General features: G+C 45.8%; 15 protein-coding genes. All 15 read left to right on the top strand.

Translation table 11 applies throughout. The annotated features are described in order from the left end of the window. Window positions 1–30 precede the first annotated feature (30 nt). Window positions 31–519 (top strand): FtsB/FtsL family cell division protein, encoded by a 489-nt coding sequence (locus DEAC_RS14470; protein ID WP_047810789.1) that lies wholly within the window; start codon window positions 31–33, stop codon window positions 517–519. Window positions 520–574: 55 nt separating this feature from the next. Next, window positions 575–2,629 (top strand): penicillin-binding transpeptidase domain-containing protein, encoded by a 2,055-nt coding sequence (locus tag DEAC_RS14465; protein ID WP_047810788.1) that lies wholly within the window; start codon window positions 575–577, stop codon window positions 2,627–2,629. Between the two features lie 73 nt (window positions 2,630–2,702). Continuing rightward, window positions 2,703–4,181, top strand: a complete 1,479-nt coding sequence (locus DEAC_RS14460; RefSeq protein ID WP_047810787.1) for a UDP-N-acetylmuramoyl-L-alanyl-D-glutamate--2,6-diaminopimelate ligase — start codon at window positions 2,703–2,705, stop codon at window positions 4,179–4,181. Further along, a complete protein-coding gene (locus DEAC_RS14455; RefSeq protein ID WP_047810786.1) occupies window positions 4,174–5,607 on the top strand; it encodes a UDP-N-acetylmuramoyl-tripeptide--D-alanyl-D-alanine ligase in 1,434 nt (477 codons plus the stop codon). The genes DEAC_RS14460 and DEAC_RS14455 overlap by 8 nt, the downstream gene beginning before the upstream one ends. A 3-nt stretch (window positions 5,608–5,610) precedes the next feature. Next, a complete protein-coding gene (gene mraY, locus DEAC_RS14450) occupies window positions 5,611–6,612 on the top strand; it encodes a phospho-N-acetylmuramoyl-pentapeptide-transferase (protein WP_047810785.1) in 1,002 nt (333 codons plus the stop codon). Between the two features lie 124 nt (window positions 6,613–6,736). Further along, entirely contained in the window at window positions 6,737–8,098 is a 1,362-nt protein-coding gene (gene murD, locus DEAC_RS14445; protein ID WP_152671410.1) for a UDP-N-acetylmuramoyl-L-alanine--D-glutamate ligase, read from the top strand. A 14-nt stretch (window positions 8,099–8,112) separates the two neighbouring features. Next, complete coding sequence (gene spoVE / locus DEAC_RS14440) at window positions 8,113–9,207, top strand: stage V sporulation protein E (protein WP_047810783.1); 1,095 nt, start codon at window positions 8,113–8,115, stop codon at window positions 9,205–9,207. Window positions 9,208–9,224: 17 nt separating this feature from the next. Further along, window positions 9,225–10,334: an undecaprenyldiphospho-muramoylpentapeptide beta-N-acetylglucosaminyltransferase gene (gene murG, locus DEAC_RS14435; protein WP_047810782.1), complete on the top strand. Its 1,110-nt coding sequence runs from the start codon at window positions 9,225–9,227 to the stop codon at window positions 10,332–10,334. A 99-nt stretch (window positions 10,335–10,433) separates the two neighbouring features. Beyond that, the gene (locus tag DEAC_RS14430; RefSeq protein WP_047810781.1) at window positions 10,434–11,285 is read left to right on the top strand and encodes a hypothetical protein; all 852 of its coding nucleotides are present in this window, start codon (window positions 10,434–10,436) and stop codon (window positions 11,283–11,285) included. After that, a complete protein-coding gene (gene murB / locus DEAC_RS14425) occupies window positions 11,200–12,078 on the top strand; it encodes a UDP-N-acetylmuramate dehydrogenase (RefSeq protein ID WP_200903143.1) in 879 nt (292 codons plus the stop codon). The genes DEAC_RS14430 and murB overlap by 86 nt, the downstream gene beginning before the upstream one ends. A 70-nt stretch (window positions 12,079–12,148) precedes the next feature. Next, the gene (gene murA, locus DEAC_RS14420) at window positions 12,149–13,414 is read left to right on the top strand and encodes a UDP-N-acetylglucosamine 1-carboxyvinyltransferase (protein WP_047810780.1); all 1,266 of its coding nucleotides are present in this window, start codon (window positions 12,149–12,151) and stop codon (window positions 13,412–13,414) included. A 109-nt stretch (window positions 13,415–13,523) separates the two neighbouring features. Continuing rightward, entirely contained in the window at window positions 13,524–14,249 is a 726-nt protein-coding gene (locus DEAC_RS14415) for a cell division protein FtsQ/DivIB (protein WP_047810779.1), read from the top strand. Window positions 14,250–14,269: 20 nt separating this feature from the next. Next, window positions 14,270–14,599, top strand: coding sequence for a small basic family protein (locus DEAC_RS14410; RefSeq protein WP_047810778.1), 330 nt, complete (start codon window positions 14,270–14,272; stop codon window positions 14,597–14,599). Window positions 14,600–14,846: 247 nt separating this feature from the next. Then, a complete protein-coding gene (gene ftsZ / locus DEAC_RS14405; RefSeq protein ID WP_047810777.1) occupies window positions 14,847–15,911 on the top strand; it encodes a cell division protein FtsZ in 1,065 nt (354 codons plus the stop codon). A gap of 266 nt (window positions 15,912–16,177) precedes the next feature. Then, a complete protein-coding gene (locus tag DEAC_RS14400; protein ID WP_047810776.1) occupies window positions 16,178–17,548 on the top strand; it encodes a methyl-accepting chemotaxis protein in 1,371 nt (456 codons plus the stop codon). The last annotated feature ends 241 nt before the right edge of the window (window positions 17,549–17,789 follow it).

Genomic DNA, 17,789 nt, shown 5'->3' with positions numbered 1-17,789 from the left:
GGGTCTAAAGCAAAAGGAGGAGGAATACCCTTGGTAGTGGCGCAGGAAAAGATGATGTATCAAGAGCCGATAGACTTAAGACCTGACGGACAAAGCCAACGAATCATAAAAAAGAGAAAAAGGTCGTCTCATCATGGGAGAAGTATTTTGATGCTGGCCTTCGTAGTTGGATTGACTGGAGCTGTCGGAGCGGAAACGATTCAACTGACGGTTGTTAAAGGCGCACAAATCAGAGCTTTACAAACGGATATTTCTACGCTCAAGGAGCAGAAAGATCTTCTCCAGTTAGAGGCTGATAAATTGAGGTCAGTGAGTCGGATCGAGAGCGTTGCGCTGTCTATGGGCATGGAAAAGCCAGCGGGAACAGTGTATATGGCTGGTACTATTTCTGCGGTCAAAAATCAAACGGGGACTACGCCGCCCAAAGTTACCAACACACAAACTGCCGAGGCTAAACCTACACCACTGCATCAATTTTCAAAGCTATTTACAAGTTTCTTTGCTTCTACACAACGTTAAGAAGAAGGGCGCTTTGGGTACGCAGGAATCCCTGGAAAGGTAGGGGTGAGGACACGTGAGTCCTTTAGTTGTCATGCGTAAACGAATCGCCTTTCTTTTTTTCTGTGTCTGTGCCTTTTTAGTTGTCCTAATCATTCGTTTGGGTTTTGTACAGCTAAGCCAAGGGGCTGATTTGCGTAAGAAAGCAGATGATTCACATTATCGGGGGGTTCCGGTAGCTCCTAAACGAGGAAATATTGAGGACCGAAATGGAAATGTTTTAGCTATGAGCATCAGCACTGAGACAGTTTATGCAATTCCTGCTGAGGTAAGACAGGCAGGCAAAGCGAAGGAGACAGCCCTAACCTTGTCTAAACTCTTGGGAAAATCTGAGGCAGATATAGAGGCGCGAATAACTAAACGTTCAGCTTTAGAATATATCCAAAAGCAGGTTAAACCTGAAGTTGCGGCTCAAATCAGAGCGCTAGCGCTCCCCGGAATAGGGACTACCGAGGACAGTCAACGGTATTATCCCCAAGGAACCTTAGCTTGTCATATTATCGGATTTGCTGGGATTGACAATCAGGGGCTTGAAGGAATAGAGTTAACCAGGGATTCGGAGCTGAAAGGAGTTCCGGGGAGTATACTCCAGGAATTCGGAGCCAATGGCATCCCCCTGCCTCAAGCCGAGCATCAGTATTTGGCGCCCAAGCAGGGGAATACAGTGCGTTTAACCATTGATGCAAACATCCAGGCCTTTGCCGAACGAGAACTGAAGAAATTAATGGCTGGGCAAGGTACTAATATGAACGGACAATCACCGAAAAGTGCCTCGATTTTAGTCATGGATCCTAATACCGGAGAAATGCTTGCTTTAGCTTCCACTCCTGGGTTTGACCCTAATCATTATCAGGATGCCGATCCCAGCGCGAGGAGAAATATTGCCGTTCAAAATGGTTATGAACCGGGATCAACCTTTAAGATTATTACCTTGGCTGCAGCCTTACAGGAAAAGAAAATTAAACCAACGGAACATTTTTTTGACAAGGGTGCTTATACCGTTTTGGGTAAAAACGTGCGCTGCTGGAAAGCAGGAGGGCATGGGGATCAAACGTTTGTGCAGGTCGCTGAGAATTCCTGCAATCCCGGTTTCATTGAAATGGGACAGCGTTTGGGCATGGACACGTTTTATAAATACTTGCGCGAATTCGGATTTGGACAAAAGACAGGAATTGAGATGTCCGGAGAGGCTCGGGGCATTTTAGCAAATAAGAAAAAAGCGACAGCTCTAGATTTGGCAACTATGTCCATCGGGCAGACGAACAATGTCACGCCTATTCAGCTCTTGACGGGAGTTTCTGCTGTGGCCAACGGCGGAACGCTATTGAAACCCCAGCTGGTGAAAGAGATTGTCGGACCAAGTGGACGAGTCGTTACTCCTTTCGAGAAGGAGGAGGTCCGCCGCGTTATCAGTGAAGATACCTCTAAATTGGAACGGGAAATTCTGGAGTCTGTTGTTACGAATGGGACGGGTCGTCGATCGTTTCTTCCTGGATACAGAGTGGCGGGAAAGACAGGAACGGCTCAAAAAGTCGTCAATGGATCCTATATACAAGGTGAATACATTGCGTCCTTTGTGGCTTTTGCTCCGGCAGATAAGCCACGCTTGGCTATCCTGGCAGTAATTGACGGAGTGCCCTTTTTTGGAGGGGCTGTTGCTGCGCCAGTCGTTCAAAGTGTTATGCTTGATTCTTTGAAATATTTAGGAGTGAAGCCGGATCCCCAAGCTCCTTTGGTACCAGGGAAACCGATGCCCGGTTTGGAGTTTCCGCCGCTGAAGAAAGCTGCAACGGTTCCTTCTGTCTTGGGAATGCCCGTTGCTGAGGCGGAAAAAACGTTAAGTGAGGCTGGTTTCAAAGTTCAAACAGATGGCCAGGGTGAGACGGTTCTTGATCAGATTCCTCATGGAGATACCCAAGTCGAGGAAGGATCGAATGTACTTCTCTATCTTGGTAAGGATGCAGCTGCGCCGACACTTGCTCATTGGTGGGAAGATGACGACGAAGACATTGAAGCGATTAATAGTTTGGCAGGGCGTGTCCCTATTTCGGCGAGTCCTTTGGGACAATAATGAAGAAGTTAGGTCTGTTGTTGGAATGAATTGTCTATACTAATTAATAAAGCGTATGAAGGGATGATGAGGTATGCCTGCGATGGCAAAATCACTGTCTGAAATAATGAATGACGTTAAAGTTCAGGATTCATCGGGGGATACTGAAGTTTTAATTAAAGGGATAGCCATGGATTCTCGCCGCGTAAAAGAAGGAGAGCTTTATGCTTGTGTTCCAGGTTTTAAAGTGGATGGACATGATTTTGCGGCAGCTGCTGTTAAATCGGGAGCGGCAGCTTTGCTTGTTGAACGCTTTTTGCCTCTTGAAGTTCCGCAGGTAAAAGTCGCTAGTGTTCGTCAAGCGATGGGACCAATTGCAGCTGTCATTTATGGCTTTCCAAGTGAACGATTAGAATTGATCGGCGTGACGGGAACCAACGGGAAGACAACGATAACGTATCTCATCGAAAAAATCGCCTCACATCAGAAGCAAAAAGCCGGTATTATAGGCACCTTGGGTGCTCGGATTGATGGGCGGGAAATTCCGGGGGATAGAACTACACCGGAAGCCATCGAGGTTCAGAAACTTTTAGGAGAAATGGTCTCTGAAGGGGTAAGTGTGGCCGTCATGGAAGTTTCTTCGCATGCCTTGGATTTAGGACGGGTAGCCGGCTGCGAATTTGATGTGGGTATTTTTACTAATCTAACACAAGATCACTTGGACTATCATAAAACTATGGAAGAATACCTAAATGCTAAATCTAAATTGTTCGCCAATCTGAAGGGCGAAAAACAACCGAAATTCAGTATTCTTAATGGAGATGATCCGGCATTTTTGAAATTAGTTAAGGTATCAAGCGCTCCGGTGGTGAGTTATGGGATCCATAATCAGGAAGCAGATTATCGGGCTGAGTATGTGCAGGTTACCGCTGATGGCGTGCTTTTTAAGGTTCGCTTTGAGGGGAAGATTCAGGATATCACCTACGCTACACCGGGTTTTTTTAGTGTCTATAACGCCCTGGCAGCTTTTGTCTGGGGAGTGGAGCGAGGCTATGATCCTAAGGACGTGGCTGAGGCTCTGGCCGAAATTCCCGGTGTTCCGGGGCGCTTTGAGAGTGTTCGCTGTGGGCAGCCCTTTCAAGTCATTGTTGATTATGCCCATACACCTGACGGCTTGGAAAATGTTGTTCGTACAGCACGAGATTTCACTCAAGGAAAGCTGATTACCGTTTTCGGATGTGGGGGAGACCGAGACCGGGGAAAACGGCCTCTAATGGGAAGGGTTGCCTCACAAGAGAGTGATTTCCTGATTGTGACGTCGGATAACCCGCGAACTGAAGATCCGCAGCTGATTATTCAAGAGATACTTCAAGGTATCTCAACTACAGATTACCTGGCCTTGCCTGATCGCAGAGAAGCCATTGAGAAAGCTTGCCACATGGCTAAACCGGGAGATACAGTTTTAATTGCCGGCAAGGGGCATGAAACTTACCAAATTTTTGGAACAGAGGTTCATCCCTTTGACGACCGTGAAGTTGCCCGAGAATCCTTAAGGAGGCTGGGATATGTTTAAATGGACGGCTGAAAAAACAGCTCAGATCACCAAAGGGACTTTATACGGAGACCCAAAGGTTGAAGTGAGAGGGTGTATTCTTGATAGTCGTCAGGCACAGGGCGGGGAGATGTTCTTTGCCCTTCCCGGCGAACGAGTGGACGGACACGAGTATGTTAACGCTGCTTGGGAAAAAGGGGCAGCTTTGGTTATTGCGGAAGAAGGATACTTTAAGAAACGAGGACAGATCCCACGGGCCCCTGAGGGGAAAGCGCTCCTTTTGGTTAATTCCGGGCAGGAAGCTCTTCAAGAGCTGGCCCGTTTTTGGCGCATCGAACTTGGAGCAAAGGTCGTTGCAGTCACGGGGAGTAATGGGAAAACTACAACTAAAGATATGATTGCAGCAGTTTTGGCTCAGCGTTTTCAAGTCTATCGCAGTAAGGAGAATCATAACAATGAGTTAGGGCTTCCTTTGACGATTCTAAATGCCCCCCCGGAGACAGAGATCTTAATTTTGGAAATGGGCATGCGGGGACTGGGTGAAATTAAGGCTTTGTGTGATATTGGGAAGCCTGACATCGGAGTGATTACGAATATCGGCACAACTCACTTGGAATTGCTTTTGACTCAGGAACGAATTGCCCAAGCGAAGTGGGAACTTATTGATGCCCTTCCCCTTGAAGGTGTTGCCATTTTGAATGCTGAAGATGAACAATCTGTCCGTAAGGCAAGTTTTGACTCGCATGTGAAATTGTTCTATGGCCTTAGTGAGGAATTAATCTCTCCCGATATTCAAGGTTCGCAGCTTGGTCCTGAGGGAGCTCTGGGGACGAAATTTCTTGTGAATTTCCGCGAGCAGAAAGAAGAAGCATTTCTGCCCTTGCCGGGCAGGCATAATGTTTTAGATGCTTTGGCAGCCCTTGCTGTGGGGACAGCCTTTGATATTTCCTTAGCGGAAGGATGCAAAGGTCTGCGTGAACTGGAACTTTCCAAAATGCGCTTAGAGCTGCGGCCAGGAATTTCTGAAACGACGCTGATTAGTGATGTCTATAATGCAAATCCTGTCTCCATGCAAGCTTCTTTAAAAATTCTTAGAGAAAGGGCAATGGAAAATAAAACCATTGCCATTTTGGGGGAAATGTACGAGTTGGGTTCCTCCGCAGTATCGGGGCACCGTGAGGTTGGTCAAACTGTTGCCGAACTTGGAATCAGTGCTTTGCTTACGGTGGGGAAATTGGCTCAGGATATAGCTTATGGAGCGCGAATGGCCGGATACCCTGCAAATCAGATTTATATGTTCGATACTCGTGAAGAGGCTGTAAGAAAAGCCCGCGATCTTCTGACAGATTGCGGCCCAGGAACCTGGGTGCTTATAAAGGGTTCGCGGGGAATGAGAATGGAAGAGATCACCGCACAACTCGAAAGATCAGAGAAAAGGATGGAATAGCGCATGTCTGAGCGTTTGGTCATGGCTGGAGGGTTAGCCCTAATAATCACATTAGTTTTGGGTCCTTTTGTGATCCCTATTTTAAGGATACTAAAGTTCGGTCAAACGGTACGGGATGATGGTCCCAAACGACATTTGCAAAAGACCGGAACACCGACTATGGGAGGAATAATATTTCTTGTCGGGATTATTGCCGGTTCGTTATTTTGTGCAGAACAACCTACCTCCCTGGAAATGGTGACTCTTGTCGGAACGACGCTGGGTTTTGGACTCATCGGATTTATTGATGATTTTATAAAGGTCGTTATGCATCGTTCTTTGGGACTTCGCGCTTATCAAAAACTTATTGGCCAGTTTGCTTTGGCCTTTGTGCTAATGTGGATATCAGTTCGTTGGTTAGGCAGAGGGACTGATGTCTCCATTCCTTTTACCTCAGTGCATCTTGAATTGGGTTGGTTTTACTATGTTTTAATTTCTCTTGTCATTGTGCTAATGACTAACGCTGTAAATCTTACCGATGGATTGGACGGTTTAGCCGCCGGAAGTACAATGATTGCCGGGATGGGCTATATCGTTATCGCCCTGATGGCAGCTATTCAGGGAGTGGCAGTTTTAGCTCATGAGACGGATATGGCCGTTTTCGCCGCTGCTTTAGCCGGCGGATGTTTAGGATTTTTGCGCTTTAATGCTCATCCTGCCCGCGTGTTTATGGGCGATACAGGATCTCTTGCTTTGGGCGGGGCTTTAGCCTGCCTGGCGGTTCTTACTAAAAGCGAATTTGTTTTTATTATTGTTGGGGGGTTATATGCCGTGGAAGCGCTTTCTGTCATTATTCAGGTTGCTTCCTTTAAGACTACTGGAAAAAGGGTTTTTCGCATGAGCCCTCTCCACCATCACTTTGAACTTGGAGGCTGGAGCGAGTGGAAGGTGGTTCTTGTTTTCTGGGCGGTGGCTTTAGCATGTGCAATTCTGGGAATTGTTGCCTACATGCCAACCCTAAGCTAAATGTTGAAGGGCGACATTTGTCGCAGCGTGTTGGGGGGACGGTCCTTTTAACACGCTTTACCCCAAAATGTTCCAAAAAATGTGTTAAAAGGACCGTCCCCGTAACACGATGGAGGATAACTGGATGAATAAACGTGTTTTGGTGATCGGGGCAGGCCTTAGCGGTCAGGCTGCTGTGCGTAAGCTCCAGAAATTAGGAGCAGAAGTTTTTTTGACTGATGGCAAGTCCTTAGAACAACTTGAAGGTGTTGAACGTTTGAATCTTGATGATAAACATTTGTTGACGGGTTTTGTACCGGAGTATCGAGATATTAATCCGGATCTTTTGGTATTGTCGCCAGGAGTATCGCCAAAACTTTCCTTGGTTCAAGACGCTCTGAGCCAGAAGGCAGACGTTTGGAGCGAGGTTGAACTGGCGATGTTTGATTGTCCTGCTCTTTGTGTTGGGGTTACAGGAACTAATGGCAAAACGACAACGACGTCCTTGATTGGAGAATTAGCCAAACGGACAGGCAGGCCATCTATAGTAGCGGGCAATATCGGAGTTGCTCTGAGTGGACAAGTTGAAGGAATGGATGAGACAGGGATTGTTGTTGCAGAGTTATCGAGTTTTCAATTAGAGTTTATACATAAACTTAGAGTTCATATTGCAACCTTATTAAACCTTACTCCTGATCATCTGGATCGACATGGTTCGATAGAAAACTATTTGGCAGCAAAAGCTCGAATTTTCGAGAATCAAATGGAAACTGATTTAGCCATTTTAAATTGGGATGATCCCTATGTTCGTGAGTTAGGAGCTGCATTGACGGGCCAAGTTCTTTATTTCAGCCCCACATCATTTCTGGAAAATGGTATCAGCTTACATCAAGACAACATTGTTTATGCGCAAAACGGTAGAATCATTCCTATCATTTCACGCCGGAAGCTTCAATTGCGCGGTGCACATAATTTGGAAAATGTCATGGCTGCCGCAGCAGCAGCTAAGGCCTTGGGGCTTTCTTGGACCGAGATTGCCGAAGGCCTTGCAGAATTTCCGGGGGTAGAACACAGAGAAGAAATTGTCGGCACCTTTGACGATATTCTTTTCGTGAACGATTCCAAAGGAACTAACACGGATGCGGCGGCTAAGGCTTTGCTGGCTTTTGAAGAACCCTTAGTCCTAATTGCCGGAGGTAAAAATAAAGGGCTCGACTTTCATGATTTTATGAAAATCGTTAAAGTAAGGGTTAAGAGTCTGGTTTTGTTGGGAATGGCGGCGGACGAGATGGAACAGGCGGCAAGAGATGAAGGCGTTGAGAGAATTATTCGGGCTTCGAGTTTTGCTGACGGTGTTGAGAAAGCAATTGCCGAGGCAAGACCTGGTGACGTTGTTCTCCTGTCTCCTGCTTGTACAAGTTGGGATATGTTTAAAAGTTATGAGGAAAGAGGGGAATTGTTTAAGGAGTTAGTGCGTAGGCATTATAGGGAACCCATTGAACAATAAAGGGGGAACTCTATGTGCGAAGGTATCACCGACCGGATTTGGTTTTGTTGGGCGCGATTTTAGCCTTGCTGGGGATAGGCTTTATTATGGTCTATAGCTCGAGTGCAGTGCGAGGATACATTCAGTTCGATGATCCTTATCATTTTCTCAAGGCTGAATCGATTTGGGTGTCCTTGGGATTGTTAGCTATGTTGGTGAGTTATAGGGTTGATTTACAAATGCTGCGCCGATTTGCGAAACCAGCCCTTTACATTGCTATTGTCCTGTTGGTGGCGGTTAAAGTGCCTGGACTTGGTCGGCGAGTAAATGGTGCCGATCGTTGGATCGGCCTTGGTCCTTTATCTATACAGCCTTCCGAAGTAATCAAGCTTTCCATGGTTTTAGTGATGGCGCATCTTCTGGCCTTAAACCCTCATAAGATTCAATCCTTTCGCAAAGGGGTTTTGCCCGTTCTCGGTCTGATGGGGTTAATTGCAGGGCTGATTATGCTCCAGCCCGACCTGGGAACAACCTTAGTAATTGCAGCGACAACCTTTTTTATGTTGATTGCTGCTGGTGCCAAAACTTCACATATTTTAGGATTAGGCGGAAGCGGATTAGGTTTGGTCGTAGCGGCAATTGCTGCTGCGCCCTACAGAATGCGGAGGATTTTTGCCTTCCTTGATCCCTGGGCAGATCCTCTCGGTAACGGATATCAAACGATCCAAGCCCTGTTAGCCTTAGGGCCGGGAGGGCTATTTGGTTTGGGATTAGGGCAAAGCCGGCAAAAATTCCTCTATTTGCCTGAGAATCATACTGATTTTATTTTTGCCATGATTGGAGAAGAACTTGGTTTTGTTGGAGCTACGTTAGTTGTCATGTTGTTTTTCCTGTTCGCTTGGAGAGGATTTCGTGTGGCCATGAGATCTGAGGATGTTTTTTCCGGTCTGTTGGCAGTTGGCCTAACGGCTATGATATCCATTCAAGCTATGATCAATATGGGGGTTGTAAGCGGTGTATTGCCTGTAACAGGGATAACGCTGCCCTTTATCAGTTATGGAGGAACCTCCTTGGTTTTTACAATGCTGGGTGTCGGAGTCTTGCTTCGAATTTCCCGGGAAATTAGGTAAGGAAGGGGTATAGATCGGTGCGTGTAATGCTGACAGGCGGAGGAACAGGCGGGCATATTTATCCTGCTTTGGCTATTGCTAAGGGATTATTGGCAAGGGATTCCGAAACTAAGATCCTTTATGTGGGAACTCGAAACGGAATGGAAGCTCGTTTGGTACCGGAGGCCGGCATAGAGTTCGCCGGGATTTCCGGTAAAGGTCTCCCGCGGAAGCTGAGCTTGGATACGATCAAAGTTATGGGAGAAAGTATAAAAGCTCTCTGGCAGACCAAGGATTTATTGCGTAAATTCCATCCGGACTTAGTCGTTGGAACGGGTGGATATGTATCCGGGCCTGTTGTACTTACGGCAGCCCTGTTTCATATTCCAACAATGCTCCACGAGCAAAACGCTTTACCGGGTATTACCAATCGCCTCCTGGCCAAGGTTGTAAAGCGGGTGATGGTTACGTTTCCCGAAAGTATGGCCCGTTTTGGAACCCAAAATAAATTAGAATTAGTCGGTTTGCCAGTGCGTCCAGACATTGGCCGGGTAACCCGCAGCATCGGTGCTAAGCATTTAGGATTGCAGCCGGATCAGTTAACTGTCCTCGTTACAGGCGGAAGCCGTGGTGCCAGAACTCTGAACCAGGCTATGACCGTGGTCCTGGAACATCTGCTTCAGCGTCCGGAGATACAGGTGATTTGGGCTACCGGGAATGTTACGTATCAGGAAACCATTGAGGGTTTGGAAGCTCAAGGGATTCCCTGGAAAAGTCCCCAATGGCGTATCCTTGAGTACTTAAAAGATATGCCTGAAGCCTTGGCCTGTTCTGATCTCTTTATAGGCCGTGCCGGAGCTGCATCTTTAGCAGAGATACAAGTTGCCGGTGTTCCCGGCATTTTGGTGCCCTATCCCTTTGCTGCTGAGAATCACCAGGAATATAATGCCCAGGCCATGGTGGATTCCGGCGCTGCTCGAATGATCTTAGACCGTGTATTAACTGGGGAAAAGTTATGGCAGGATGTTGAGGAATTAATTTCTTCTCCAGCTCGGCTGAAAGAAATGGGCATCGCATCCCGTGCAATGGCTAAACCACAAGCCTTAAATAAAATTGTGAATCTTTGTTTGGAGACAGCGTGGCACTAGTTTTAAGTCTTGAACGTGAATAACCAACTTCTCCTTTGCTCACACCTTCTGGCCTCAATGCATAGGATATGGCAGTAATAAAGAAGAGGAGTGAGGCGTGTGTGGCCGAGAAGAAGATTGCTCTTAGTTGCTCCTTCCGGAGCTCCGGGAATTGATGGGGCTCGAGCTCTCTTTAAGGAATTCAATCTCGATTTTGTCGAGCTTGATCCTGCAGGACCGGAAATTAGCTCTGTCTCGTCTCAGGATTGGCTGGAAAAACCATTTGCCTGTAGCGCCAATGAAATCGGCCCTTTTACCGAAGTTGTTGTTTGGCCTGGTCTTGACGACGTTGATTGGCGGCCTCAGCAGATTTTGAAGTACAGTCTGTCGGTTCAATCTATTAATGTATATTTACATAATTTTTTTGAAAACGAAATTGTTATACCGTTTTCTGAGCAGGAAGTTTTGACTGAAGGTTACCCCTTGGCGGGGCATATCTTAAAGGAAGCAGGTTTCGAACCCTCCATCCTCTGGCAAACTAAGGATAGAACATGGAAATGTGAGGAAAGGCCCGGCTTTATCTGGGTTCTGCCGGATTCCTGGTTATCGATGCTGGCAGGAAAAGAGACCATGGGAAGATGCTTGGCCAACTCTAGTTCAGAAGTCCTATGGAAACGAAACGAAATGGGGATTGACTTTTATAGAGGAGAGGGCGAGACTTATGTAGGGCATTTGCCCAGGCGGCCCAATCCTGCGGAGGAACCCTCCGCAGCGGCGTCAATAGCAATGTGCCTGAACCTGGGAGTTTCCTGGCTCGACATAACATTTGCCCTTAAGTCCGCTTGGACAGATAACATAATGACGGATAATTTGAGGTGGAACGGTAATGGTTTTGGATGGAATGCCCGGACGTGTGGAGAAGAATTACTCACTGAAGGAGTTAACGACATGGAAAATCGGCGGACCTGCTGAGTTCGCCTATTGGCCGCAAACGACAGACGATCTTAAAGAGGTTATAGAACGAGCAATGGCGGCCAAAGTTCCCCTTTGGCTGATTGGCCGGGGTTCTAATCTTTTAATATCTGATCAAGGTCTTCCGGGGATTACGCTGGTAACCACGTCACTGCGGTCTATCGACTGGGATGATTATTCAGTTAGAGTTCAAGCAGGATACCCCTTGGCACGTTTAGCTCAGGAAACCGGAGATCGTGGATGGAGCGGCTTAGAATTTGCACGTGGAATTCCTGGCTCTGTTGGGGGGGCAGTGATCATGAATGCCGGTGCACACGGCGGAGAAATTGCTTCTCAAATCGAAAGTGTATCGATTCTCACAACAGAGGGATCTTGGCGAAGGCTTAAGAGAGAGGAAATAGAGTTTGGTTATCGTTATTGCTCCTTGAGCGGAGAGGCTTGGATTATGGAAGCTACCCTTAAATTTTCGCCGGGAAACAAGGAGGCAATTTTACGCAGTATGCAGGAAAATTTAAGACAGAGGGCTATTAATCAGCCCCTTGAAGTTCCTAATGCCGGGAGTATTTTTCGCAATCCACCCGGCGATTCCGCAGGGCGTTTGATTGAAACTGCCGGTTGGAAAGGAAAGAGCGTTGGAGGTGCTCTGGTTTCAACGAAACATGCTAATTTCATTGTTAATACGGGTGGAGCTAAAGCCTCCGATGTCCTTGTTCTGATCGCGGAGATTCAGGAGGATATTCAACATAAATATGGGATTGCTTTGCAGACGGAAATAAAATATTTGGGGAAGTGAGAATTGCGGGTCTTAAAAACTGGATAAAAGGTTTGCCAGGAAAGTAGTGACACCAAGGAGGAGAAAAACTATGGCTATGGATCGCTATGTCATTACGGGAAAACAAAGGTTAGAGGGAACAATTCGTGTTAGTGGGGCCAAAAACTCTTCCCTTCCTTTACTTGCGGCAACTCTGCTTGCCGAAGGAACTTCCACGTTGTTAGAAATCCCAGCTTTGGCGGATATCAGACATATGATTGAGGTTCTGGAACACTTGGGCTGCAAAGTACAACGTCAAAATGAAGGGTTAAACATAGATGCTGCAGCCTTGGAATTTTGTGATGTTGATGAAGAGTTGATGCGGAAAATGCGTGCCTCTAATTTAATATTAGGGCCGTTATTGGCACGCTATGGACGGGTGAAAATTTCACGGCCCGGCGGGTGTGCCATAGGATCTCGTCCGATGGATCAACATATTAAAGGTCTGCAGCAGCTTGGAGTGAAGATCAAAGAAAGACATGGCTATATAGAAGCTTGGGCAGATCGCTTAGAGGGGGCAGAAGTTTATCTTGATGTACCGAGTGTAGGGGCTACCGAAAACATCATGATGGCAGCAGTTTTAGCCAAGGGAACTACGGTGATCCGTAATGCTGCTCGTGAACCGGAAATAGTTGATTTGCAAAACTTCCTTAATAAAATGGGTGCTAAAGTGCGTGGGGCGGGAATGGATGTCCTGAGAATTGACGGGGCAGACATCCTAAGACCGGCTGAGCATACAGTGATCCCGGATCGAATTGAGGCGGGAACGCATATGATAGCAGCCGTTATGACTGAGGGAGATTTAACGATTGAGAATGTTGTCCCGGAACATCTAGAGCCTGTTATTGCTAAATTACGTCAGGCAGGGGCCAAGATTACTCTTCTTGATGATGCAGTTAGGGTCGAGCGGAAAGGCAAAATTCATAGTATAGATCTTAAAACAATGCCTTACCCCGGATTTCCGACCGATATGCAGCCACAGTTTATGGCTATGCTGGCCTGCGCAGAGGGGACCAGCGTTATCACTGAAACGATCTTTGAAAACCGTTTTCAGCATGTGGATGAGTTGTGTCGAATGGGAGCTCAAATTAAGGTTGAAGGCAGAACTGTCATTATTCGCGGAGTCAAAAATTTAGAAGGAGCTTTCGTAGAGGCCACAGATCTTAGGGCCGGGGCCGCTCTTTTTTTAGCCGCTTTAGCTGCTGAAGAAGCGACGGTCTTGGAAAGAGTCGATTATATCGATCGGGGTTATGAGAATTTAGAAGAAAAATACCGTCATATAGGTGCAAAAATGCTGAGGGTCGCACCTAAAGGTTAGGGATTTCTTCCATACTGAAGAATGTAAAGAATTTATTTCGAAAAAATTTTTCAAAGGGCATGACAGAATAGGTTTGTATTCGTTATACTTGGAACAAGGAGGAATCGCTATGACTTCCAAGAAAACAAATACAACCTTCCTCTATCTGACGGCATTGACAATATTACTCGCACTGGGTTTGGCTTTATTCTTTCGCTCCAGTGCGTTTGTCGTACGAACTATTAAGGTTCAAGGCCTAAGTATTATTCCGGAAAATGAGATTTTAAAATTAGCCAACGGAGTTCAAGGACAGAATCTGTTACTCTTCGATCAAGAAGATCTCAAGAATAAGATTTTTCTGCATCCTCTCGTCCAAGATGTAACTTTTAAGAGGGTGCTGCCCCACACTTTAGTGATTCAGATTACTGAACGGACGCCTGCAGCATTGGTCGCTGTTCCAAAAGGAGTATTGGAGGTAGATGCCCAGGGAACTTTTTTACGGCGGTTAGAGAGTTGGCCTAAAACAGATCATCCGGTCATAACGGGAGTTAAAGTCTCGGACACAATCGGGCCAGGTCAGAATTTAAGCAATCCTTCTCTAACTGCGGCTCTTAGTTTGTTAGGACAAGCTCCTAAGGAACTATTGGGGCAGATAGGAGAACTTAATGTTAACTCGGTCCAGCAAATGACATTGTTCTTAACAAGCGGTGTAGAGGTTCGGCTTGGACAAGCAAATGAATGGAAGGATAAATTAAATGCTCTTTGGCAATTAATTAATGATAAAGAGTATAAATCATTCCAGCAAGGGGTACGCTATATTGATTTTACAGCAGCCAAACCGGTTATTGGCCGCTGAGTCGGGGGAGGATCTTATAAATGTGGTTACCGCTATTAGGCTTAGTGCTAGGGTTAGCAATTGGGTATGTCAGTCCTTTTTCTGTCCCGATAGAATACGCCAAATACTTTTCTGTAGGAATTTTAGCTGCTTTGGATTCCGTTTTAGGAGGTATTCGTTCAGCTCAGGAGGACCATTTCGACAGTACTGTATTTCTAAGCGGCTTTTTTAGCAACATGCTTTTAGCAGCGGCTTTAGCCTATGTGGGAGATCGAATTGGAGTTGATCTTTATTTAGCGGCAATTGTAGCCTTTGGCGTGCGCTTGTTCAATAACCTTGGAAGTATTCGGCGCCACCTGTTAAAAAAGTAGCAATACAGGGCATAAACTATGCATTTTGCTGAAAGTTTTTATTTTAAAAAAAAGGGATAAGGCCTGTACATATAGAATTTGTAAGGTCATATGTATTAAAATGTTAAGCAAGTGGATTTTAAGTTTTCGCGCCGGCAGTTTGTTAGAAATTATAATCTATTGCCTAAGGTGCTTTTAGAGAGAATTGTTATAACAAGGCTCATTTTTCTTTGTGTTCGGTCAGAATAAGCGAGGGGGTTAAACCTAGATGCTAGAATTTGAAACTGATTTAAACCAAATAGCCGAAATAAGGGTAATTGGTGTGGGTGGCGGAGGAAATAACGCGGTGAATCGTATGATTACCGCTGGTTTACAAGGGGTAAATTTTATAACTGTTAATACAGATTCACAGGCTCTGCAGCTTTCACATGCGAGTCAAAAAGTGCAAATTGGGATAAAGTTAACTAAAGGCCTTGGAGCAGGCGCAAACCCTGATATCGGGGCTAAAGCGGCGGAAGAAAGCCGCGAAGAATTGGCTAAGGCTCTTAAGGGTGCGGATATGGTTTTTGTAACGGCTGGTATGGGCGGCGGCACAGGTACAGGAGGAGCACCAATTGTTGCTGAAGTGGCAAAGGAGATGGGAGCCCTCACAGTAGGTGTTGTGACCAGGCCCTTTACTTTTGAAGGACGTAAAAGGGCTATGCAAGCTGAAAAGGGGATTGCAGAACTTAAAAGTAAAGTAGATACTTTAATTACAATACCTAACGACCGTTTGCTTCAGGTTGTGGACAAGCACACGACGATCCATGAAGCATTTCGGATTGCCGATGATGTTCTGCGCCAAGGGGTACAGGGGATTTCGGATTTAATAGCAGTACCGGGGTTGATCAATTTAGACTTTGCAGATGTGAAGACTATTATGTCTAATACCGGTTCTGCCTTAATGGGAATCGGACAAGCCACAGGCGAGAATCGAGCCGTTGATGCTGCCCGGAAAGCTATCTCCAGTCCTTTGCTGGAAACGTCAATCGAAGGTGCCAAGGGAGTGCTGCTAAACATCACGGGTGGAATCAATTTAACGCTCTTTGAAGTCAATGAGGCGGCAGGAATTATTTCTGAAGCGGCAGATCCCGAGGCTAACATTATCTTTGGTGCTGTAATCGATGAGAATCTTAAAGAGGAATTAAGGGTTACTGTTATTGCTACTGGTTTTGATCAGCAATACGCAGGCCTTTCGGGAGCGCAAAGTAAGTCTCAGGAAACTACCATCATTAAACCGGTAACTAAAGAAGTAGATATTGATATTCCCGAGTTTCTGCGGCGCCGTAAGTGAATATAAAACATCTTAATGATTATTGCTCTTAGCTGTATTAAAGCACTCCCTTTGGGGAGTGCTTTAATATTTGACAAATCTTATCCTCAATTAGCGAATTGATTTAGCAGGCGTTTGCGAAGGGAGTATTCTGATTAATTGCTATTATAAGTTTCAGATAGTAATTATTTTTAAAAACTTAGTTTTCTATGAAGGAAATCGAAGAATAATGTAGAATGTTGCAAAATAATTAGGGAATTTAAGATTAGAAGGATGATGATGTCTGTATGGGATTATTCAAAGGTAAGAGTTCCGAAATTCTTACGCCTAATTCCGATTGTGAAAAGATGTATAAGGCTTTAAGCCAATCCGATTTTACCAGGTCCTTGGAAGTCGATATTGAGACTTCAAGTCCCCTTTATCCTGTGGTGGAAATTCTTAACCGCGTCATTGCCGAGAGACAGGAGGCATCTTCGGCTTCATTGAAGGATATCGATAACTCTGTCAAGCGACTGATTAGTATGACCTCAATCCGTCAAATGCTGCATAAGGTGGAGGAACAAGCGGATCATTTAACAAGCCTTGCTGCCCAGTCTGAGGAATTGGGCGCTTCTTCGGATCAGGTAGCCCAGTCTGCTACCAATTCCTCAGGGTTTGTTGAGCAAGCGACGACGGCAGCTGTTTCCGGAGGTGAAAAAATACAAGAAGCCATTCTCTTTGTTGAACGTTCATTTGATGAATTTTCCATAGTCAGCCGACAGGTTCAAGAAGTATTGAATTCCATGAAGGACATTGAGAAAATTGTGACGGTTATTGCCGGTGTGGCTGATCAAACAAATTTATTGGCTCTAAATGCAGCTATCGAAGCGGCCCGTGCCGGTGAGCAGGGCCGCGGATTTGCTGTGGTTGCGGATGAGGTGCGTAAACTTGCCGAACATACAACGACATCAGTGACTGATATCCATCAGAAAATTGCTGTTCTTAGTCAGAGTTCTTTCGAAACAAATCAGAAAATTGTGACACTGTCGCAAACGATGTACAATGGTAAAACGATAATGCAGGAAGCAGCATCATCCTTAGAGGGAATCATCGAAAATTTCACGTCTATCACAGAAGATATCCAAAACATTGCTGCCAGCAGTGAAGAGCAGAGTGCAGCTGTTCAAGAAGCGGCCGGAAGCATTTCTACGTTAACTCTGGCCGCTGAAGAAATTAAAAACATCGCCGAAGTAACCGGTCAAGGAATTTATGATCTTAGTCGGGATCTAGAAACGATTCGTTCAGAAGAAGTTACAAGAGTTCCTAATATGTCCGATTATCAAGCTTTGGAATTGTGTAAAACAGACCATCTCTTATGGACATGGCGAATTTACAACTTACTTTTGGGGTATGAGCATCTGACTGCCAAACAAATCGGTGACCATCATGACTGTCGTTTAGGTCAATGGGTTGAAAGCAGCCACTCCCTACACTTCCGTTCCTCCAATGTTTTGACCAAGCTGGAAGCGCCGCATAAACTAGTTCATGAACTGGCTCGTGAAGCGGCCGCAGCGATAGAACAAGGCGACAAAACGAGAGGGGGACAACTGCTTCGTGAGATGGCTCAAGCCTCACAAGAGGTGGTTGCCGTTTTACAAGAACTACAGCAAGGGTGTTAACTTAATCCTCTACAAGATCGTCATTTATGCCTGTCGGGAATGAACCAAGCATTCCCGACAGGTTTTTTCGTGTGTCGGATCACCATGCTGCATAGTACCACCAAAACTCTGTTTCTGGGGCGGAACTGTAACTTCCGGCTATATTATATTTTCGCTTGTACTTACCCGACCTTTCTAACTCGTCGATCCATGGAGGCTTGGCAACAGCCAAGTTTGATCTAAAACTACACGACTCGTATTC

Source organism: Desulfosporosinus acididurans (assembly GCF_001029285.1).
Lineage (GTDB): Bacteria > Bacillota > Desulfitobacteriia > Desulfitobacteriales > Desulfitobacteriaceae > Desulfosporosinus > Desulfosporosinus acididurans.
Note: the sequence above shows the minus strand (reverse complement) of the source record. Positions and strands in the feature narration are given on the sequence as shown.